This is a genomic window from Candidatus Clostridium helianthi, assembly GCF_045310795.1.
Lineage (GTDB): Bacteria > Bacillota > Clostridia > Clostridiales > Clostridiaceae > Clostridium > Clostridium helianthi.
This window is the reverse complement of record NZ_JBJIAB010000017.1, coordinates 54669-73108: the sequence shown is the minus strand read 5'-3', so window position 1 is coordinate 73108 and position 18440 is coordinate 54669. Positions and strand designations below refer to the sequence as shown.

Below are 18440 nucleotides of genomic sequence, written 5' to 3'. Positions count from 1 at the left end.
GGAGGAAATGGTCATGAAGAAAAAAATATTAATAGTTGGAGGAGTTGCGGGTGGAGCATCTGCCGGAGCAAGACTTAGAAGACTTAGTGAAGAAGATGAAATAATAATGTTTGAAAAAGGACCTCATGTATCTTTTTCAAATTGTGCACTCCCATATCACTTAAGTGGAATAATAGACGAGGCTGATAGGTTGGTTCTAATGAGTCCTGAAAAATTTCTTGTTCAATATAATATTAAAGCAAGGGTGAACAATGAGGTTTTATCAATAAATAAAGAGGAGAAGTATATAACAGTTAAAAACTTAGAAAATGGTGAAACATATAAAGAAAACTATGATAAGTTAGTATTATCTCCAGGAGCTAAGCCAATTGTACCTAATATTCCCGGAATTGAAGAAGTGAATATTTTTACAATAAGAAATGTTGTTGATATAGATAAGTTAAATAAATATGTTAAATCAATTGATAAACAGGATATTGCAGTTATTGGTGGTGGATATATAGGAGTTGAAGCAGCAGAAAACTTAAGAGATGCTGGTTATAATGTATCCCTAATAGAGGCAACTGATCAAATATTAAGACCTTTTGATTATGATATGGTTCAAATATTTCATAAAGAATTATATGATCATAGTATAAATTTAATTGTTGGAGATAAAGTTGAAAAGTTTGAAAAAGATACGGTGATACTATCATCAGGCAAAAGAATTAGTGCGAAGGTTGTTGTAATGGCAATAGGAGTATCACCGGAAACAGCCTTAGCAAAAGGAGCAGAGTTAGATATTGGAGAAACTGGAGCAATAAAAGTAGATACAAATTACAAAACTAATGATGATAGTATATATGCAGTAGGAGATGCCATAGAAGTTTATAATTCATTAACTCATTCTAATGTGAAATTATCACTTGCAGGCCCAGCTCAAAAGCAGGCAAGATCTGTTGCAGATCATATAAATGGAAAGAAAGGCTTAAATAAAGGATATATAGGTTCATCAGCTATAAAAGTTTTTGATTATAATGGAGCATCAACGGGGTTAAATGAAGCACTTATAAATGTTCTCAACATGAATATACAGTATGATGTTGTAAGAGTAATACTTACAGATAAAGTTGGAATAATGCCTAATTCATCGCCTGTACATTTAAAATTATTATATGAAGTTCCAACAGGAAAAATTTTAGGAGCTCAAGCTATAGGTAAAGGTGATGTTACAAAAAGAATTGATGTAATTGCTACTGCTATAAAGTTTGGTGGAACAGTAGAAGATTTAAAAGATTTAGAATTATGTTATGCACCACCATTTGCTACAGCAAAAGACGTTGTTAATTATGCTGGTTATGTTGGTTCTAATCTTTTAAATGGCGATTTTAAGCAGGTTAATATAGATCTAGTCAGAGGACTTGCTGAACGTAATGCTTATATAATAGACGTTAGAGAAAGAGGAGAATATGCTAATGGACATATTAAAAACGCAATTAATATTCCATTAAGTGAACTTAGACAAAGGATAAATGAGATACCAAAAGATAAACCAGTATATTTACATTGTAGAACTGGTCAAAGAAGTTATAATGCAACATTAGCACTACAAAACTTAGGTTTTAATAATGTTTATAATATTACAGGTAGCTTCTTAGCACTATCATTTTACGAATATTTTAACGACCAAACTAAGAATAGGGAAAGTATAGTTACTGAATATAATTTTAAGTGATTTGTCATATTAAATTTATTAGTTGCAAAAGGAAAAGTAAGTAAATTATAATATTCAAAAGGTTCAAGTGTTGAATAAGAATAGCACTTGGACCTTTTATTAAATTCAGATGTAAAAAATCATTGGATATATGTTATCTTCATAATTCCTCCACAGTTAAGCGGTAAAATAAATATATAAAGAGAAGATAATTAAAAGAGTGATATAGGTAGAATATTGTAGAATAATAAAATTATAGTCATATGAAAAGAAACATTTAATACTTTTTTACATGGCTTTTTATGTATATTAGTGATAAATAATAAACTTAATTATCTGTAAAGTTATTTGATTTATAATAGCTAATAGATTAAATCGAATCACTATGAACTAAACCTTTAAGAAAATAGATTAAAATATAATTTGTATTACTATCATCGACTTCTTCATAAAATCTTTACAAATATTTTGTATTATAAAATAAAAAGATTAAAGATCTTGATAAGGAGAAGAGATCAATGGGATTTAAAACAATAATAAAACTTATGGATATAAAAACCCTTGTTGCAGGGTTAATTCCTGTAATTTTAGGTTCAGTTTATTCAAAGTATGCTTTTGGAAAGTTAAATGCTTTGTATGTTATATTATTAGCAATTGCTATGATATTGATTCAAAGTGCTACTAATATGATTAATGATTACTTTGACTATAAACGTGGAGCAGACAGTAATAAGAGTGGAGATGAAAAAGCTCTAGTTAGTGGTGAAATCACATCTAAGCAAGTATTATTTATAATAATCTTATATCAGTTTATTGCTCTTATGATTGGTCTTTTTTTAGCTAGCCAAACAAGCTATTACATTTTACTAGTCGCTGTAATAGGAGGTCTTATTTCAATTTTATATGCTTTTGGTCCTTTACCTATTTCATATACGCCATTTGGAGAGATTATATCTGGAGTTACTATGGGGATTGGTATAACTACTACAGTGATTTATATTCAATCAGGCATATTTAATATAAATACAATCTTAGTTGCAGTCCCTACAGTATTATTTATTAGTACTATATTACTAACAAATAATTTGAGTGATATGGAAGAGGATGGGGAATCTGGAAGAAAAACACTGCCTATTATGATAGGTAAAAAAAATGCAAATAAGCTTTGGGTTTTTAATATAATAATGTTACTTGTACTAACAGTCTGTTTAGTATTAATACACATTTATCCCATTGTCGTGTTATTACCTGTAATTTTAATATATCCCTATAAATCAATTAGGAGTTTTCTTTCATATGAAAAAAGTGCTCAAACAAAAGGTAGGAGTATGGGACTTATAGGACAGGTTGGTCTAAAATATCATTTGGCTGTAGTTATTGGATTGATAATTGCAATTATAATGTAAAAAATTATTATGATGTAATGTATTAAAATTTAGATTCTGTCTGATTTGAAATTATAAAAATTCTATGAATATGCAAAAGGTTCAAGTGTTATAAGCAATATAGTACTTGAAACTTTTATTATATATAATTAGAATATTTTTTTAAAATATATTATCTTCATAATTACTCCATAATTGAGTAGTAAAATAAGCATATAAATTAAGAAGAAAATTAAAGGAGTGATACACAATGAAAAAGAAAGTTATGATTCTAGCATTAGCAGGTATATTAACTGTAAGCGGAATATCACTTGCATATGCGGCAGATAAAAATAATACAAGGTTTAATAAATTTAATGGACAAATGATGAATGTGCAAAATGGTGAGGTTAAATCATCATCAAATTATAGAGGAACAATGATGAGCATGATGGGGTCTGGGGCGCAATCAGATGATAATATCAATAAAATGATTGAACTAATGAAAGAGAATGGTTTTAATGATGAAGCAAATGCTATGGAAAATAGAGATTTTAATGCCATGAAAAATTTAATGTCTAATATAAGTGATGAGGATTATAACAAGATGATTGATGTAATGAAAAATAACGGATATGGATCTATGGCAAATATGATGCAATCTGTAGGAAAAGAAAAGATGGCAAAACTTCATCAAAGCATGATGAGGAATTAGTATTATTAAATTTTAAAAAATCGAAATAAATTTAGAATGATAATATGAGAATGGAAGGATAATTAGATATGATAGGAGGATGGTCTGGAATGATGATTATACCAATAATTTTAATTATTGCTGTTATATATTTAATTTTCAATCAAGAAGAAAGTAAAAAGCTTAAAGTTTGCAGTGTTAGAGATAATTCTCTAAATATACTAAATGAAAGATTTGTTCGCGGAGAAATAAGTGAAGATGAATATAATAGAATAAAAAGTACATTAAGATCATAGGTAACAGTAAAAAGTCATGTAAAAGGAGTATAGATAACTCTTCTTTTACATGACTTTTTCTGTATAGAGAAAAGGAGTTATCTTAATACATATTGATCGATTTGTAAGAATTTTAATTTTCAGATTTAATAAGAGCATAATTTATAGCTTTACGAAAATTTTTTCTACATAAAATCTTTATAAATATTTTGTATGATAAAAAATAAAAGTTAAATAATTAAATATGTGTAATAAGTCGCTTATTAATAGGAATAATGCAGTAAAACAGAAGTTTGTATTTTATAAACCTCTGTTTTTTTGATATTTATTATGAATGGCTTTAATAAAAAATTCTTTAAATTTACTTCAATAATGTCTCGGATTTCATCGGCACATGTGGAATAATTTGAAAATTATGTGTTAACCTATAGGATTTCTACATAATAACTTCATAAAAACTTGTTAATATGTGAGCAGATATAAAATTATTAATAACTTTTAGACTTTGTACCTGTAGAAGGAAGGTTTGAACGTGTTGATTTTGATTTTAAAGTAAATTGAAAGGGGATAAAAATGATACAAGATTATTTGATTATTGGAATTTTTCTTATAGCTTCATTTATTTTTGGAATGGTCGTCTTATTAACGGCTTCATTAGTAAGACCGAAGAAGCCAAATAAAGAAAAATTATCTACTTATGAGTGTGGTGTTGAAACTACTGGTTCAACGTGGATTAGATTTAAGGTCAGTTACTTTATGTACGGCTTAGTATTTCTACTCTTTGATGTTGAAACAGTATTTTTATTGCCATGGGCAGTGAAATTTAAATCATTAGGATTATTCGCACTTTTTGAAATGGTTATTTTTATAGGTATTTTAATCATTGGGTTATGGTATGCGTGGAAAGAGGGGGCATTAGAGTGGAAGTAAATTTTAAACAAGATAAAGAGATTCAAGAGCAAATAGAAAAAAAGATTATTTTAACTAAATTAGATGATACTTTAAATTATTTCCGTGCACATTCTTTTTGGCCGTTAACATTTGGACTCGCATGTTGTGCTATTGAAATGATGGCAGCAGGGGGTGCTCGTTATGATATTGCACGTTTTGGATATGAAGTTTTCCGTGCTTCACCAAGACAAGCAGATTTGATGATTGTTGCAGGAACAATTACTGAAAAAATGGCACCTATAGTTAAAAAGATTTATGACCAAATGCCAGAACCTAAATGGGTAATTGCTATGGGAAGCTGTGCAACTAGTGGGGGACCGTTTGTAGATTCCTATAATGTCGTTCCAGGTGCTGACACATTTTTACCAGTAGATGTTTATATTCCAGGATGCCCTCCACGGCCAGAAGCATTAATCCATGGGCTTTTAACTTTAAAAGAAAAAATTATTCATCCGAAAGAGGTGGGAAGAAGTGAGTAAAACTTGTGAAAATCTAATCTTGGAACTGAAAGCAGAATATAAGCAAGATATTGAAATTATAGAAAATACGCAGATTGCTATTCACACAGAAGCAAGTAAATTTCTAGACGTTATAAAAAAGGTAAAGCAATATGGATTTGATTTTTTAGTTGATTTAACAGCTATTGAAGATGATGTATTAAGCTGCGTTTATCATTTTATGTCATTAACTACTCATGAGCTGATTAGAATTAAGGTAAAACTTAATGAAAAGCTTGAAATTCCATCATTAACTAAATATTGGCTTGCAGCAAATGTTCAGGAAAGAGAAGCTTATGATTTATTTGGAATTAATTTTATTGGCCATCCAGATTTAAAAAGGATATTATGTCCTGATGATTTTGTAGGACATCCGCTTAGAAAAGATTTTAAGGTTGAAAAGCGAAGGTAGAAAGGAGGAAGTTTGAGAATGGAATATGACAGAGAGTTGCACACTGAAGAAATGACTTTAAATTTTGGACCACAGCATCCTAGTACCCATGGTGTATATAGAGCAATCTTTACTTTAGATGGTGAGCATATTGTCAATGTAGAAAATATCATAGGCTATTTGCACAGAGGTATGGAAAAGCTAGCTGAATCCAGAACGTATACTCAATTTATACCTTATACTGATAGATTAGATTATTTATCTGGAATGTTAAATGAGTTAGGTTACGTTCAAACAGTAGAGAAGCTTGCTGGGATTGAAGTTCCAGAAAGAGCAGAATACATTCGTATAATAATGGCTGAATTGCAGAGAATAGCAAGTCATCAAGTTTTTTTAGGAAGTATGGCTCTTGATTTAAATGGGCATACCCCTTGGATGTATTTCTTTAGAGATAGAGAAAAAGTTTTGGATTTATTAGAGATGGTTTGTGGTTCTAGAATGACTACAAATTATATGCGTATCGGTGGAGTAAGCTATGATCTGCCTGAGGAATTTATGCCTAGCTTAAAAAGCTTTCTTAATGATATGGATAAGAGCTTTATAGAGTATGAACGAATCATCACTGGTAATGAAATATTTCAAGCAAGAACTAAAGGTGTTGGAATAATTAGTGGAGAAAAAGCTTTAGCTTATGGTTTAACAGGTCCAAACCTTAGGGCTTCTGGTATAGACTTAGATTTAAGACGTGATGCGCCATATGGTATTTATGATCGTTTCAATTTTAAAGTGATTGTCGGTAAAGATGGCGATTGCTATGAAAGATGGATAATGCGTATTGATGAAATGGAAGAGAGTATAAAAATAATTAAACAGGCGCTAGAGCAAATAAAAGAAGGTCCAGTTTTAGCTAAAGTTCCAAGACTAATAAAACCACCCAAAGGAGATATTTATCATCAAATTGAAGGAGCTAAAGGTGTGCTAGGTTATTACATAGTAAGTGATGGATGTGATAAACCTTATAGAATTCACATTCATGGACCATCTTTTGTTAATATAGGTGCCTTTCCTGAAATGGCGACTGGAAGCACTATTCAGGATGCTGTTGCAATACTCGCATCACTTGATCCTATATTAGGCGAAATTGATAGGTAGCTTGGAGGTAGAAATGGAGAATATATTTTTAAACATATCTAATTGGATTAAGGGTTTAACTTCGGCATTGGCAATACCAAATGCCTTTGTAAGTATTATTATGAGCTTAGTTTATTTTATTGGGATTGTAGCTTTTGTTTTATTAAATGCTATGTTTTTGATTTATTTAGAAAGAAAATTTTGTGGTTATCTTCAGCAGCGTCCAGGGCCTAATAGATTTGGGCCACAAGGAATATTTCAAAGTGTAGCTGACGTTGTTAAGCTTCTAGGTAAAGAAGATATTATTCCAGAAAAAACAGATAAATTAGTTTTTGTAATGGCATCATTGTTAGTTATGGTTCCTGCTTTATTAATATATGCTGTGTTACCTTTTGGAAAAAATATGGTCGCTGTAAATTTAAATTTAGGATTGCTTTATTTCTTAGCTATATCTGGAGTTTCTTCAATACCTATATTAATGGCAGGCTGGGGATCTAATAATAAGTATTCCCTTTTAGGTGGGATGAGAGTAGTTGCTCAAATGATAAGTTATGAAATACCTATGATTTTTTCTCTTCTTGGAGTAGTTATGATAAGTGGTTCTTTAAACTTAACAGAAATTATAACAGCACAAAATAAAGTGTGGTTCATTTTTTTACAGCCTGTTGCATTTATTATTTATCTTATTGCCGCTACTGCAGAGTTAAATAGAGCTCCTTTTGACTTAGCTGAAGGGGAACAGGAAATAGTAGCTGGTCCATTTACAGAATATAGCGGAATGAGATATGCTCTTTTTTATCTTGCTGAGTATACAAATATGTTTGCTACTTCAGCACTTACAGCTACTTTATTCTTAGGAGGAGCTAGTGGCCCGTTATTACCTTCTTGGATTTGGTTTATCCTAAAAACTTACTTAATAGTGTTACTGCTTATGTTAGTTCGTTGGACTTTTCCTAGGTTTAGGTTAGATCATATGATGTCTTTAAACTGGAAATATCTTATTCCTATTTCTCTAATAAACATTTTACTAACTGGAATTGGTATTAAAATATTTCAGTTAGGTATATGAAAGAAAATAATAAGTCCATGATGCGATGTATATTTTCAGTCAGACAAGGAAGTATTTTTATCTCATAGTGGGCCTATTAGGTAAAAATGCTGACGTAGTATGACTAGAAATAGACTAGCATGATGACTTATTATTTCTTGAATATGCCAAAATTAGTTAAGAGGTGAATTTAATGTTTGGTAAAGGATTATTAAATGGTCTTAGAGTAACACTTGGACATTTATTTGAAAAAAATATTACTCAGCAGTATCCAGAAGAACATCCAAAGCTTCCATCACGTTCTCGTTGTTCTTTTAAACTGGATTCAGAAAAATGTATTTCATGCATCATTTGTGCTTTGAGCTGCCCAAATAGAGTTATTAATGTAGAAAGTTATAACGATGAAAATAATAAAAAGCATTTAACTAAATATGAAATGCAATTAGAATATTGCCTTTTTTGTGGCCTCTGCGTTGAAAGCTGTCCAAGTAAGGCTCTGCAGGTTACTTCAGATTTTGAATTAAGTGCTTATAGTAGGGCTGAAACAAAGTTAACCCTATTTAATAAGGAGGAATTGCTATGATATCAGCTTTTGTTTTTTGGCCAATAGCATTTTTAATTATAGCTTTTGCTATAGGTGTCGTTCATTCAAAAAATATTATCCATAGTGCTTTATCAATGATTTTAACATTTATAGGTATATCAGTAGTATTCGTCTTACTTGAAGCTGATTTTTTAGCATTAGCACAGATTTTAATTTATGCTGGAGCTATTTCAATCTTAATTGTGTTTGCAATAATGCTTTCTCGCAAAAGTGATATGAAAAATAGTAATCCATTTAATAAATTAAGATGGACAGGTTTAGCATTTTGTTTGGGATTCTTTGGGATTATTACACGTTTAATTTTACGTAGTAACTTTACTTATAAGAATTTAAGTATAGAAAATACCATTAGTGCTATTGCAGACGGATTCTTTGGAAATTATATGATTCCATTTGAAGTTTCTGCATTACTATTATTAATAGCTTTGGTGGGCGCTATTATTTTAGCAAAAGGAGTGAAAAATTAAATGGTTGGTTTAGAAGGTTATTTAATACTCGCAGCTGCTTTGTTTTGCATCGGTCTTTACGGAGCTCTTACAAAAAGAAATGTTATAAGTGTATTAATGTCTGTGGAACTTATGATGAATGCAGTCAATATTAATTTAGTAGCTTTCAATAAATTTTTAGCGCCAGAAAAGGTTACTGGACACCTTTTTGCTATATTTGTTATTGTAGTTGCAGCAGCTGAAATTGCTGTAGGTCTAGCTATTATATTAAATATTTATCGCAGTCATACTACTTCCAATGTAGAAGATTTCAATATTTTAAAATGGTAGGTGTTATGATGAGATTTATAGATTTAGCGTGGATGATTCCTATATTTCCTGCAATTGCATTTTTAATTACTGGATTTATTACAAAAAAATCTAAAGGGATTAGTTCAGCAATTGCAATAATCGGAATGGTTCTATCTTTTATATTTTCTTTAGGTGTTATTTATGAGGTTATTACTTCAAAAGTCAGTATTAATCAACCTGTTGAGTATGCTGTTTCATGGTTATCAGTTCCAATTAAGATTGAAGCTGGAGTGTTAATTGATCCACTTACAGCAGTTATGCTCTTAATCGTGACTTTTATAGGTTTATTGGTTGAAATATATTCTTTAGGATACATGAAAGGTGAAGAAGGTTTTTCTAGATTTTTTGCGAACTTATCATTATTTAGCAGTTCAATGCTCGGACTCGTAATTTCTAATAACTATTTTCAAATGTTCTTTTTCTGGGAATTAGTAGGGTTATGTTCATATCTTTTAATTGGTTTTTATTATGACAGACCTTCTGCTGTTAAAGCTAATAAGAAAGCTTTTGTAGCTAACAGAGTTGGAGATTTTGGATTTTTAGTTGGAATGCTTTGCCTTTTCATGGCTTTTGGAACTTTTAACTTTAGAGAACTTGCTACTAATATTCCGGCTTATCAAGATGCTGTATATTTAACGATTATAGCATTATTGATTTTTGCAGGACCAATGGCAAAGTCAGCTCAATTTCCACTTCATGTTTGGCTTCCAGATGCGATGGAAGGACCAACACCAGTAAGTGCATTGATTCATGCAGCTACTATGGTTGCAGCTGGCGTATATCTTTTAGCACGTGGTTATATATTGTTTTCTTCGTTACATGAAGTAAGCTTAGTAATTGCGTACATTGGTGGAATAACAGCATTTATGGCAGGTACTATTGCTTTAGTGCAAAGAGATCTAAAGAGAATTTTAGCTTTTTCAACTATGAGTCAATTAGGGTATATGGTTATGTCAATGGGAGTAGGTGGATTTACTTCTGGAATGTTTCATCTTACAAGCCACGCATTCTTTAAAGCTTTATTATTTTTAGGTGCAGGCAGTATTATTCATGCTATTGGCGTACAAGACATTTTTAAAATGGGTGGTTTAATTAAAAAAATGAAGATCACCAGTATTACTTTTATTATTGCCTCTTTATCTTTAGCTGGAATTCCACCTCTATCAGGATTTTTCAGTAAGGATGAAATTTTAACTGTAACTTATGAACGTGGATATATATTTTTATATTATTTAGGTTTGATTACAGCATTCTTAACAGCTTTTTATATGGCACGTTTGGTTTTTATAGTATTCTTTGGAGAGGAAAGAGAAAAACATTCTGTCCATAAAAGTCCTTGGTGTATGACTGTGCCATTAATTATATTATCAGTTTTTTCAGTAGTTTATGGTTTTATAAATGAACCTTTTTCTTCATATATATACTTTCAAACACCTCAAATGCCTGAAGCAAATTTAATGGTTATGGGTGAATCAGTAACAGCAGCTTTTGGTGGAATCGTATTGGGATGGCTTATCTATGGTAAAAAAGTAATATCAAGTGAAGCTCTTAGTGTAAAGTTTAGACCAATACATCAATTTCTTTTTAATCAATATTATTTAGATGAACTTTATCATTGGTTATATGAAAGAGTAATTTTAAATATTTCTAGATTATTTAATTGGTGTGATCGTAACATAGTAGATGGAATTTTTGATAATACTACTTCTTTGATATGGAGAATGGGAGCTAAACTTAGACTTATTCATTCAGGACGGGTGCAAAACTACGCATTGATTTTTTTTATTGCAATTGCTGTAATAATTCTTTGGCTTGCAGCACCGATTTTAGGAGGGATGTAGATGCAATTTCCGATATTAACGTCAATATTATTAGCACCAATTTTGGGCATTATCATAATACTTTTGTTTCCAGAAAGTAAGGAAAAAGAAATAAAAGTTATAGCAGCAATTGTCACGTTTATTTCATTGTTGCTTTCGATTATAGCTTTTGTTACTTACAATAAGGAAATGGGAGGACTTCAATTTCAAGAAACCTATTCTTGGATACCTGCCTTTGGAATTAATTATTCTGTTGGTGCGGATGGTTTAAGCATACCTTTAATATTGCTTACTGCTATCGTTATTTTTGCAGGTGTTTTTTCATCATGGAAAATGGAAAAAAGAATAAAGGAATTTTTCATTTTCCTGCTTTTACTAGTTGCAGGTGTTTTTGGAGTATTTATTTCAAGAGATTTATTTTTCTTCTATTTATTCTTTGAAATAGCTGTTATTCCTATGTATATACTAATTGGAGTTTGGGGAAGTACTAGAAAAGATTATGCAGCAATGAAACTAACTTTGTATTTATTAGTAGGAAGTGCATTTATTCTAATTGGAATTATTGCAACTTTTGTATATGCTAATAATTTAGGAATAAGAAGTTTTGACATACAAACCCTAAGTACCATTCAATATAGTTCAAGTTTTCAAAAGTTTGCTTTTTTCCTAATGCTAATAGGCTTTGGTATATTAGTACCTATGTGGCCTTTTCATACATGGTCTCCAGACGGGCACGTAGCTGCACCAACAGCTGTAAGTATGCTTCACGCAGGAGTTTTAATGAAGCTTGGTGGTTATGGAATTATCCGTGCAGGTGTATTTCTCTTTCCAGAAGGTGCAAAGTACTGGGTTCCTTTAATAGCAGTATTATCTATAGCTAATATAGTATACGGTGCTATGGTTGCTATGGCCCAAAAGGATTTGAAATTTGTAATTGGTTATTCTAGTGTAAGCCATATGGGATATGTGCTACTTGGAATTGCTTCATTAAATTATGAAGGAATTGACGGGGCAGTAGCTCAGATGTTTGCTCATGGTATTATGACTGCATTATTCTTTACGTTAATAGGTAATATTTATTATCAGGCCAATACAAGAGAAATTGCTAAATTTGGTGGTTTAATACACCAGATGCCAAGGGTAGCTATTGGTTTTATAATTGCTGGTTTTGCATCATTAGGGTTACCGGGATTAGCTAATTTTGTTGCTGAATTTCTAATATTTTTAGGATCTCATGATGAACCAAGAAAACTATTTTCAGTAATACCTTTTAAAGCAATCTCAATAATAGCTATTCTAGGAATTGTTATAACTGCTGCTTACATATTGAAGGTAATTCAAAATACTTTCTTTGGTCCAAGAAAAGAAGAATGGGATCACTTAGAAGATGCAAAAGGAGTAGAAATGATACCTATAGTGATGCTCGCAGGTGTATTAATATTTTTCGGTTTAATCCCATCACCACTAATTGATCTTATTCATAGTGGCGCAATGTCACTTATGGGTAAGATATCAGACATAGGAATGATTATGGGGGGATTTTAATTATGAGTTATATAGTTGAACTTTTAACTGCAGCATTATGTCTTGTACTTTTAGTATCAAGTTTATCGTTGCCGAAGTGTAAAGAAAAGTTGTGGTTATTTACAAGCATATGCCTTTTTATAATTTTAGTAATTTCTTTTTTTAATGGAGGTCAGCCGCAAACTTTATTTGATGGAGCTTATGTTAATGATTCATTTAGTACTTTTTTTAAACAGTTATTTTTAATAGCTGCTGTTTTAACAGTGTTAATTTCTAAGGATCATTTGGTTTCTAAACAGGGTGAGTTTTATGCATTAATTGTTTCGGCACTACTAGGAATGATGGTTATGGTATCCTCTGGAGAACTAATTACCATCTATATAGGATTAGAATTAATGACTATATCTTTTTGTGTTCTAATTGCTTATAAAGGTGATGAAAAATCAAAAGAGGCAAGTTTAAAGTATATTATTTTAGGTGCAATGTCTTCTGCAATTTTTTTGTATGGATTAAGTTTAATATATGGGATTACCCAAGCAACGGCTATTAAAGAAATTGCAGAAGTACTGGGGACAGGACAGATAGCACCATTAGAAATAATAGGCATGATATTTTTACTTGCAGGTTTTGCTTTTAAAATAGCCATTGTTCCTTTTCATATGTGGGCTCCAGATATTTATGAAGGGGCGCCCACTTCAATTACAGTATTTTTAGCAGTAGCATCTAAAACTGCAGGTCTAGCAGTTCTATTAAGACTTTTTATGATTGGTATGTCATCAGTGTCAACCTATTGGATCGAACTATTTATTGTTTTAGCTGTTATAACTTTAGTGCTTGGAAATTTAGTTGCTATTCCTCAAACTAATATTAAAAGATTGCTTGCTTACTCAAGCATTTCTCAAGCAGGTTATTTTTTACTAGGGATTATTGCAAATTCAAGTCTTGGTGTAGCATCAATTTTACTTTATAGTTTGTTTTATCTATTTGCAAACATGGGAGCCTTTGGAGTTGTAATTGCTGTATCAAAGGCAACAGGAAGTGATGAAATTAAAGATTATTCTTATTTAGCTAAAAGATCACCTTTCTTAGCAGCTGTTATGCTTATATCGTTACTTTCTTTAGCAGGAATTCCTCCTTTAGCAGGATTTATAGGTAAGTTTTATTTATTTTTATCTATAATAGAAAAGGGACAGGTATGGTTAGCATTTTTAAGTATTGGTATGAGTGTTGTATCAGTATATTATTATCTTAAAGTTGTTAAGGTTATGTATTTCGGGGAAAGTCCTACTAAACTTGAATCAATTCCGGTATCCATAAGTACAAAATTAGCATTAACTATATCTATGACAGTACTTGTTATTCTTGGAATTTATCCTAGCCAAGTAGTAAATGTAGTTTTGTCAGTATCTAAAGCATTTTTATCCTAATATAAGAATTACTAAAGATTCTATTTTGTAATAATCATTATCTTCATAATTTCTACATAATTTTAATGTACAATAAGAATCATTTTCAAATGATAGATAGTAGGAAGGATGAGGAAAATGGTTGCTACAATATTAATAATTGCAGTTGTTGCTTTTATAGTTTTTAGAGTATTCAAAGGCGGTGGAGGATGCTGCCATTAAGGATGTACTTCAAAATGATTTTTTTATCATTTTGAAGTACTTTCTTTTATTAAGTGTAACAGAATTTGAAATTTAAAATAATAAAAGAACTTATTGGAGGAATAATTTTTAGTTAAATTATTAAATATATGATAAAGTAATATTAAAATTAACTATATGGGGGGAATATTATGAACAACATTTTAATAATTGAAGATGAAAAAAGCGTATCAGACGTTGTAAAAGCATATTTGGAAAGAGAAGGATATGGGGTGTATTCTACCGAAAATGGATTAGATGGAATCGAAGTTTTTAGAAAAGAAAAGATTGATCTTGTAATTTTAGATTTAATGCTTCCAGATATTGATGGTGAGGAAGTTTGTAGGATATTAAGAAAAATATCAGATGTATATATTTTTATGCTAACTGCTAAAAGTACATTAAGCGATAAAATTGAAGGCTTAAATATTGGAGCAGATGAATACCTAACAAAACCATTAAGTCCAAGAGAACTTACTGCGCGTGTAAATGCATTGTTTAGAAGAGTAAGAACAAGAAAAGAAAATGTACTTTCTTTTAATAATAACAAATTAATAATTGATTTTGATAAGAGATTAGTTAAATTGAGTGGAGAGGAAATAAGTTTAACTCCAAATGAATTTGATATATTATATATTTTAGCTTCAAATCAAGGAAAAGTATTTACACGGGAAGCAATAATAGAGAGAGCTTTTGGAATCGAATTTGATGGTTCAGATAGAAGTATAGATGTTCATATCAAAAATTTACGTAAGAAAATTGAAGAAGATACCAAGTCTCCTCGATATATAATTACTGTTACAAAAATTGGTTATAAATTTGGTGATGAAGTATGAAGCAAAGTATTAGGGGGAGATTGAGTTTTATTATAATATTTTGCGCAGTAGCTACCGTATTATTATCAGCTTTAATTGTAAATAAAACTATAACAGATACATTTAATAGGTATATGGAAAATATACAAACTCAAAGAAATGAAAGGTTAGTAGAGTATTTTCAGCAAGTTTATAAAAGTGATGGCGGATGGAATAAATCATCTGGAGAAGAGATGATGCATGAAGCATATATGAGTAATTACTGCTTGACTCTTTTAGATGAAAATAAAAAAATTGTATGGGAAATGAATCATGAAGATATAAGAGAAAAAAATCATATGACAGTTAATGGAATGGAAGAAACAGGAGTATACACTACTAACACATTTGATATCAATGTAAATGATAAAACGGTTGGATATATCGAAGTAGGCCAATATTCACCTGTTTTATTATCACAGGAAGATATTAATTTCAAGGCACAAATTAATAAGAGTATTGTATTTAGTGGAGTATTAACACTAATAGTAGTAGCATTGATAAGTCTTATTATATCAAAGCAATTTTCTGAACCAATAAAGGAAGTTTCAAAAACTTCTGTAAGTTTATCAAAAGGAAACTATAATTCTAGATCAAATATAAAAAGTAATATTGAAGAAATTCGGAATTTAACTGAGAGCATAAATGATTTAGGTGAGAAATTAAATAGTCAGGATTTATTAAGAAAGCGTCTTATTTCAGATATATCCCATGAAATTAGAACTCCATTAAATGTATTACAAAATAATTTAGAGGCAATGATAGATGGAATTATACCTGTAACTACTGATAAACTTAATAGCTTAAATGATGAAGTAATAAGATTTGGCAAGCTTTTAAATAATTTGAATTCATTAAAACAAATAGAGTCAGATGAAATAGTGCTTAAATTAGGAAGGGTTAATATAGGGGAGCTTATTTCAAATGTAATTAGTGATTTTAATATTGCTGCTGATGAAAAAAATATAAAGTTAATTATTAATAAAGAAGAAGGTAAAAATTTTATTGTAGTAGGCGATTACGATAAATTGAAACAAGTATTTATAAATCTTATATCTAATGCAATTAAATTTAACAATATAAATGGAACTGTATGGGTCGATATTAGTAGCGATATAAACTCAGTTATCATTAAAATTAAGGATAATGGAATTGGAATTAAAAAAGAAGATTTACCTTATGTTTTTGAAAGAATGTATCGTGGAGATAAAAGTAGACATAAAATTGAGGGGAGCGGAATAGGTCTTACACTTGTAAAGAAGATATTAACTTTGCATTCTGGAACAATAGATGTAGAAAGTAAGGAAGATAAGGAAACTGTATTTACAGTATGCATAAACAAAAGTAATTAATACATAAATTTTTATCACAAACTACATAAAAAAAGAAGGTATCTATAAACACTTTAAAAAGTTATTTTAAGATACCTTTTTTGTGTTTTTAGAGAATTATTATGTTAATTTTCTATGTCCTTAGAATATAGATAATTTATTATCTTGCTTAAATATAATAGCTAAGGCATTGTTTAAACTTTATTTTTATCTACACAATATCTTCATAACATTTATTTATAATGTATTTACAGGGAGGCGATAGTGATGAAAAGCTATAGTTTACGTTTTAAACAAGAAAATATGCTTTGTCATAGGTGTCTAATGAATGTTGTAAAAACATTAAGCTCCATTCAAGGTTTATTAGGAGTTGATGTTAGTTTAGAATCAAAGAAAATTAAAGTAATCTATAGAGATAAAGAGATATCAAGAGATGATATTAAAGAAATAGTAAATAGATCAATTTTAAGTGGTAAAGTAGTTAAGCTTAAACATTAATTATAATGAGAATATGAGGGGGAATTTATTATGAATTGTCATGGAAATAATAAAAATGAAGAAAATAAAAAACACAATCCAATAAAGCATATGTTAATGATGGTGCTTTGTTGTGGATTACCTTTTGTGGTTATAGCAGTACTTCCTTTTTTAAATATTGGAACAGGATTTAAAACGGCAATAGGTGGGATAGCACCTTTCATATGCCCAATAATGATGGTACTTATGATGGGAATGATGTTTAAAGGCAAGCATGGAAGCTGTTGTAGTGAGAAGAAAGAAGTTAATGAAAATCAAAACAAAATAGAGCAATAGGCTAATAAAAAAGAGGTTAACTAGTATCGTATGTTACTATTAACTTCTTTTTTAGTTAGACAAAGAAATAAAAAATGAACAGTTATTAGATTGGTTTTGGGTATAATAAAAGGTAATTTACAAATAATAGATTAGGTATTTAAAATATCTAAATTATTATTTGTAATTTAAATTTAACATAATATAAAATATATTTAATAAAAGGGAGTGAATGAAAATGAGAACTATAACATGGGTATTGGTTGTTGCAGCTGCTATAAGATTGGGGATAATAGGTTTTTTGGGAGATGATTTCATAGGGCTTGCCTTTGGTTCTGCACCTGTAACAATGTCTTGGCTCGATCGGATAGTTTGTGGCATTGTTGGTATAGCAGGGATATATGCAATTTATTTATTATTCAAAGGAACTAATAGTGAAGTGGCCTAGGAGGATAAGAAAAGTAATGCAATCATTTTAAATATGTTTAAGCAAAAATACCATGGATATGTAAAAGGCTCAAGTGCTGTAAAAGCTAAAATTTGAGTCTTATTTTATTTGAATTGATTATAAGAATGTTGTAAAACAGCAGATAGTAATCAAGATAGTACGTGATAAATAGATAGCATTTAGAAATTAAGATTTTAAGTTAGAATATTAATAAAGGAGAAATCCATGTTCAATATAAATGATGTAGTGGAGATCTTGAGAAATAATAGCTCTATTGCGATACCTATAAGTCTAATAATAAGTATAGTCATTTCCCTTGTTGGTATATTACCATCAGGAATTATAACACTTGCAGCATCAATAAGTAATGTTGATAGTACAATATTCACTGTTGCAACATTGATTGGAAAGGTTCCATCTATAGCGTTAGAGGCACTTGTTAGCTATGACATAATTAATATTTACGATAATTGGATAAGGCTAGTCATAACAGTCATTGGCCTAATATTTGTGAAATTTACAATTACAAAGAAAAAAGATGATTAAGTAAAAAAATGAATTAGAATAATCTCATATTAGA

At 30.0% G+C, this 18440-nt stretch carries 21 protein-coding genes; all 21 read left to right on the top strand.

Annotated features, from left to right (window positions below):
• Positions 1-13 precede the first annotated feature (13 nt).
• The 21 genes from ACJDTP_RS14205 (at position 14) to ACJDTP_RS14105 (ending at position 18406) form a co-directional block, all read left to right on the top strand.
• Positions 14-1714 (top strand): FAD-dependent oxidoreductase, encoded by a 1701-nt coding sequence (locus tag ACJDTP_RS14205; protein ID WP_406761583.1) that lies wholly within the window; start codon positions 14-16, stop codon positions 1712-1714.
• A gap of 497 nt (positions 1715-2211) precedes the next feature.
• Positions 2212-3099, top strand: a complete 888-nt coding sequence (locus ACJDTP_RS14200; protein WP_406761582.1) for a prenyltransferase — start codon at positions 2212-2214, stop codon at positions 3097-3099.
• 229 nt (positions 3100-3328) lie between these two features.
• Positions 3329-3772, top strand: a complete 444-nt coding sequence (locus tag ACJDTP_RS14195) for a hypothetical protein (RefSeq protein ID WP_236897576.1) — start codon at positions 3329-3331, stop codon at positions 3770-3772.
• Positions 3773-3840: 68 nt separating this feature from the next.
• Complete coding sequence (locus ACJDTP_RS14190) at positions 3841-4047, top strand: SHOCT domain-containing protein (protein ID WP_077828919.1); 207 nt, start codon at positions 3841-3843, stop codon at positions 4045-4047.
• A gap of 552 nt (positions 4048-4599) precedes the next feature.
• Positions 4600-4956, top strand: a complete 357-nt coding sequence (locus ACJDTP_RS14185; protein WP_012059188.1) for an NADH-quinone oxidoreductase subunit A — start codon at positions 4600-4602, stop codon at positions 4954-4956.
• Positions 4947-5456, top strand: coding sequence for an NADH-quinone oxidoreductase subunit B (locus ACJDTP_RS14180; RefSeq protein WP_406761581.1), 510 nt, complete (start codon positions 4947-4949; stop codon positions 5454-5456). Before ACJDTP_RS14185 ends, ACJDTP_RS14180 begins: the two co-directional genes overlap by 10 nt.
• Positions 5449-5886 carry an NADH-quinone oxidoreductase subunit C gene (locus tag ACJDTP_RS14175; protein WP_012059186.1) on the top strand — a complete coding sequence of 146 codons (438 nt, stop codon included), beginning with the start codon at positions 5449-5451 and terminating at the stop codon, positions 5884-5886. The genes ACJDTP_RS14180 and ACJDTP_RS14175 overlap by 8 nt, the downstream gene beginning before the upstream one ends.
• 18 nt (positions 5887-5904) lie before the next feature.
• Positions 5905-7017 (top strand): NADH-quinone oxidoreductase subunit D, encoded by a 1113-nt coding sequence (locus ACJDTP_RS14170; RefSeq protein ID WP_012059185.1) that lies wholly within the window; start codon positions 5905-5907, stop codon positions 7015-7017.
• Positions 7018-7030: 13 nt separating this feature from the next.
• On the top strand, positions 7031-8065 hold the full coding sequence (nuoH, locus tag ACJDTP_RS14165) for an NADH-quinone oxidoreductase subunit NuoH (RefSeq protein ID WP_012059184.1): 1035 nt from the start codon (positions 7031-7033) through the stop codon (positions 8063-8065).
• A gap of 172 nt (positions 8066-8237) precedes the next feature.
• Positions 8238-8627, top strand: a complete 390-nt coding sequence (locus ACJDTP_RS14160; RefSeq protein ID WP_406761580.1) for a NuoI/complex I 23 kDa subunit family protein — start codon at positions 8238-8240, stop codon at positions 8625-8627.
• Positions 8624-9115, top strand: a complete 492-nt coding sequence (locus ACJDTP_RS14155; RefSeq protein WP_406761579.1) for an NADH-quinone oxidoreductase subunit J family protein — start codon at positions 8624-8626, stop codon at positions 9113-9115. Before ACJDTP_RS14160 ends, ACJDTP_RS14155 begins: the two co-directional genes overlap by 4 nt.
• Positions 9116-9424: an NADH-quinone oxidoreductase subunit NuoK gene (nuoK, locus tag ACJDTP_RS14150; RefSeq protein ID WP_173707850.1), complete on the top strand. Its 309-nt coding sequence runs from the start codon at positions 9116-9118 to the stop codon at positions 9422-9424.
• A gap of 8 nt (positions 9425-9432) precedes the next feature.
• Positions 9433-11286 (top strand): NADH-quinone oxidoreductase subunit L, encoded by a 1854-nt coding sequence (nuoL, locus tag ACJDTP_RS14145; protein ID WP_406761578.1) that lies wholly within the window; start codon positions 9433-9435, stop codon positions 11284-11286.
• The gene (locus ACJDTP_RS14140) at positions 11287-12810 is read left to right on the top strand and encodes a complex I subunit 4 family protein (protein ID WP_406761577.1); all 1524 of its coding nucleotides are present in this window, start codon (positions 11287-11289) and stop codon (positions 12808-12810) included.
• Between the two features lie 2 nt (positions 12811-12812).
• Complete coding sequence (locus ACJDTP_RS14135) at positions 12813-14216, top strand: NADH-quinone oxidoreductase subunit N (RefSeq protein ID WP_406761576.1); 1404 nt, start codon at positions 12813-12815, stop codon at positions 14214-14216.
• A 371-nt stretch (positions 14217-14587) separates the two neighbouring features.
• Positions 14588-15271 carry a response regulator transcription factor gene (locus ACJDTP_RS14130; RefSeq protein WP_406761575.1) on the top strand — a complete coding sequence of 228 codons (684 nt, stop codon included), beginning with the start codon at positions 14588-14590 and terminating at the stop codon, positions 15269-15271.
• On the top strand, positions 15268-16641 hold the full coding sequence (locus tag ACJDTP_RS14125) for a sensor histidine kinase (protein ID WP_406761574.1): 1374 nt from the start codon (positions 15268-15270) through the stop codon (positions 16639-16641). The genes ACJDTP_RS14130 and ACJDTP_RS14125 overlap by 4 nt, the downstream gene beginning before the upstream one ends.
• A 246-nt stretch (positions 16642-16887) precedes the next feature.
• The gene (locus ACJDTP_RS14120; protein ID WP_012059175.1) at positions 16888-17118 is read left to right on the top strand and encodes a heavy-metal-associated domain-containing protein; all 231 of its coding nucleotides are present in this window, start codon (positions 16888-16890) and stop codon (positions 17116-17118) included.
• Positions 17119-17148: 30 nt separating this feature from the next.
• Complete coding sequence (locus ACJDTP_RS14115) at positions 17149-17433, top strand: hypothetical protein (protein ID WP_406761573.1); 285 nt, start codon at positions 17149-17151, stop codon at positions 17431-17433.
• A gap of 217 nt (positions 17434-17650) precedes the next feature.
• Positions 17651-17860 (top strand): DUF378 domain-containing protein, encoded by a 210-nt coding sequence (locus ACJDTP_RS14110; protein WP_012059172.1) that lies wholly within the window; start codon positions 17651-17653, stop codon positions 17858-17860.
• Between the two features lie 225 nt (positions 17861-18085).
• Positions 18086-18406 carry a TVP38/TMEM64 family protein gene (locus tag ACJDTP_RS14105; RefSeq protein WP_406761572.1) on the top strand — a complete coding sequence of 107 codons (321 nt, stop codon included), beginning with the start codon at positions 18086-18088 and terminating at the stop codon, positions 18404-18406.
• Positions 18407-18440: the final 34 nt, after the last annotated feature.

Bases quoted from the DNA above. Each gene is read 5' to 3' on its own strand.
- ACJDTP_RS14155 (WP_406761579.1), top strand. From the start codon at position 8,624: ATGATATCAGCTTTTGTTTTTTGGCCAATAGCATTTTTAATTATAGCT.
- nuoK (WP_173707850.1), top strand. From the start codon at position 9,116: ATGGTTGGTTTAGAAGGTTATTTAATACTCGCAGCTGCTTTGTTTTGC.
- nuoL (WP_406761578.1), top strand. From the start codon at position 9,433: ATGAGATTTATAGATTTAGCGTGGATGATTCCTATATTTCCTGCAATT.
- ACJDTP_RS14160 (WP_406761580.1), top strand. From the start codon at position 8,238: ATGTTTGGTAAAGGATTATTAAATGGTCTTAGAGTAACACTTGGACAT.
- ACJDTP_RS14170 (WP_012059185.1), top strand. From the start codon at position 5,905: ATGGAATATGACAGAGAGTTGCACACTGAAGAAATGACTTTAAATTTT.
- nuoH (WP_012059184.1), top strand. From the start codon at position 7,031: ATGGAGAATATATTTTTAAACATATCTAATTGGATTAAGGGTTTAACT.
- ACJDTP_RS14190 (WP_077828919.1), top strand. From the start codon at position 3,841: ATGATAGGAGGATGGTCTGGAATGATGATTATACCAATAATTTTAATT.
- ACJDTP_RS14205 (WP_406761583.1), top strand. From the start codon at position 14: ATGAAGAAAAAAATATTAATAGTTGGAGGAGTTGCGGGTGGAGCATCT.
- ACJDTP_RS14115 (WP_406761573.1), top strand. From the start codon at position 17,149: ATGAATTGTCATGGAAATAATAAAAATGAAGAAAATAAAAAACACAAT.
- ACJDTP_RS14185 (WP_012059188.1), top strand. From the start codon at position 4,600: ATGATACAAGATTATTTGATTATTGGAATTTTTCTTATAGCTTCATTT.
- ACJDTP_RS14195 (WP_236897576.1), top strand. From the start codon at position 3,329: ATGAAAAAGAAAGTTATGATTCTAGCATTAGCAGGTATATTAACTGTA.
- ACJDTP_RS14200 (WP_406761582.1), top strand. From the start codon at position 2,212: ATGGGATTTAAAACAATAATAAAACTTATGGATATAAAAACCCTTGTT.
- ACJDTP_RS14135 (WP_406761576.1), top strand. From the start codon at position 12,813: ATGAGTTATATAGTTGAACTTTTAACTGCAGCATTATGTCTTGTACTT.
- ACJDTP_RS14120 (WP_012059175.1), top strand. From the start codon at position 16,888: ATGAAAAGCTATAGTTTACGTTTTAAACAAGAAAATATGCTTTGTCAT.
- ACJDTP_RS14105 (WP_406761572.1), top strand. From the start codon at position 18,086: ATGTTCAATATAAATGATGTAGTGGAGATCTTGAGAAATAATAGCTCT.
- ACJDTP_RS14110 (WP_012059172.1), top strand. From the start codon at position 17,651: ATGAGAACTATAACATGGGTATTGGTTGTTGCAGCTGCTATAAGATTG.
- ACJDTP_RS14130 (WP_406761575.1), top strand. From the start codon at position 14,588: ATGAACAACATTTTAATAATTGAAGATGAAAAAAGCGTATCAGACGTT.
- ACJDTP_RS14125 (WP_406761574.1), top strand. From the start codon at position 15,268: ATGAAGCAAAGTATTAGGGGGAGATTGAGTTTTATTATAATATTTTGC.
- ACJDTP_RS14140 (WP_406761577.1), top strand. From the start codon at position 11,287: ATGCAATTTCCGATATTAACGTCAATATTATTAGCACCAATTTTGGGC.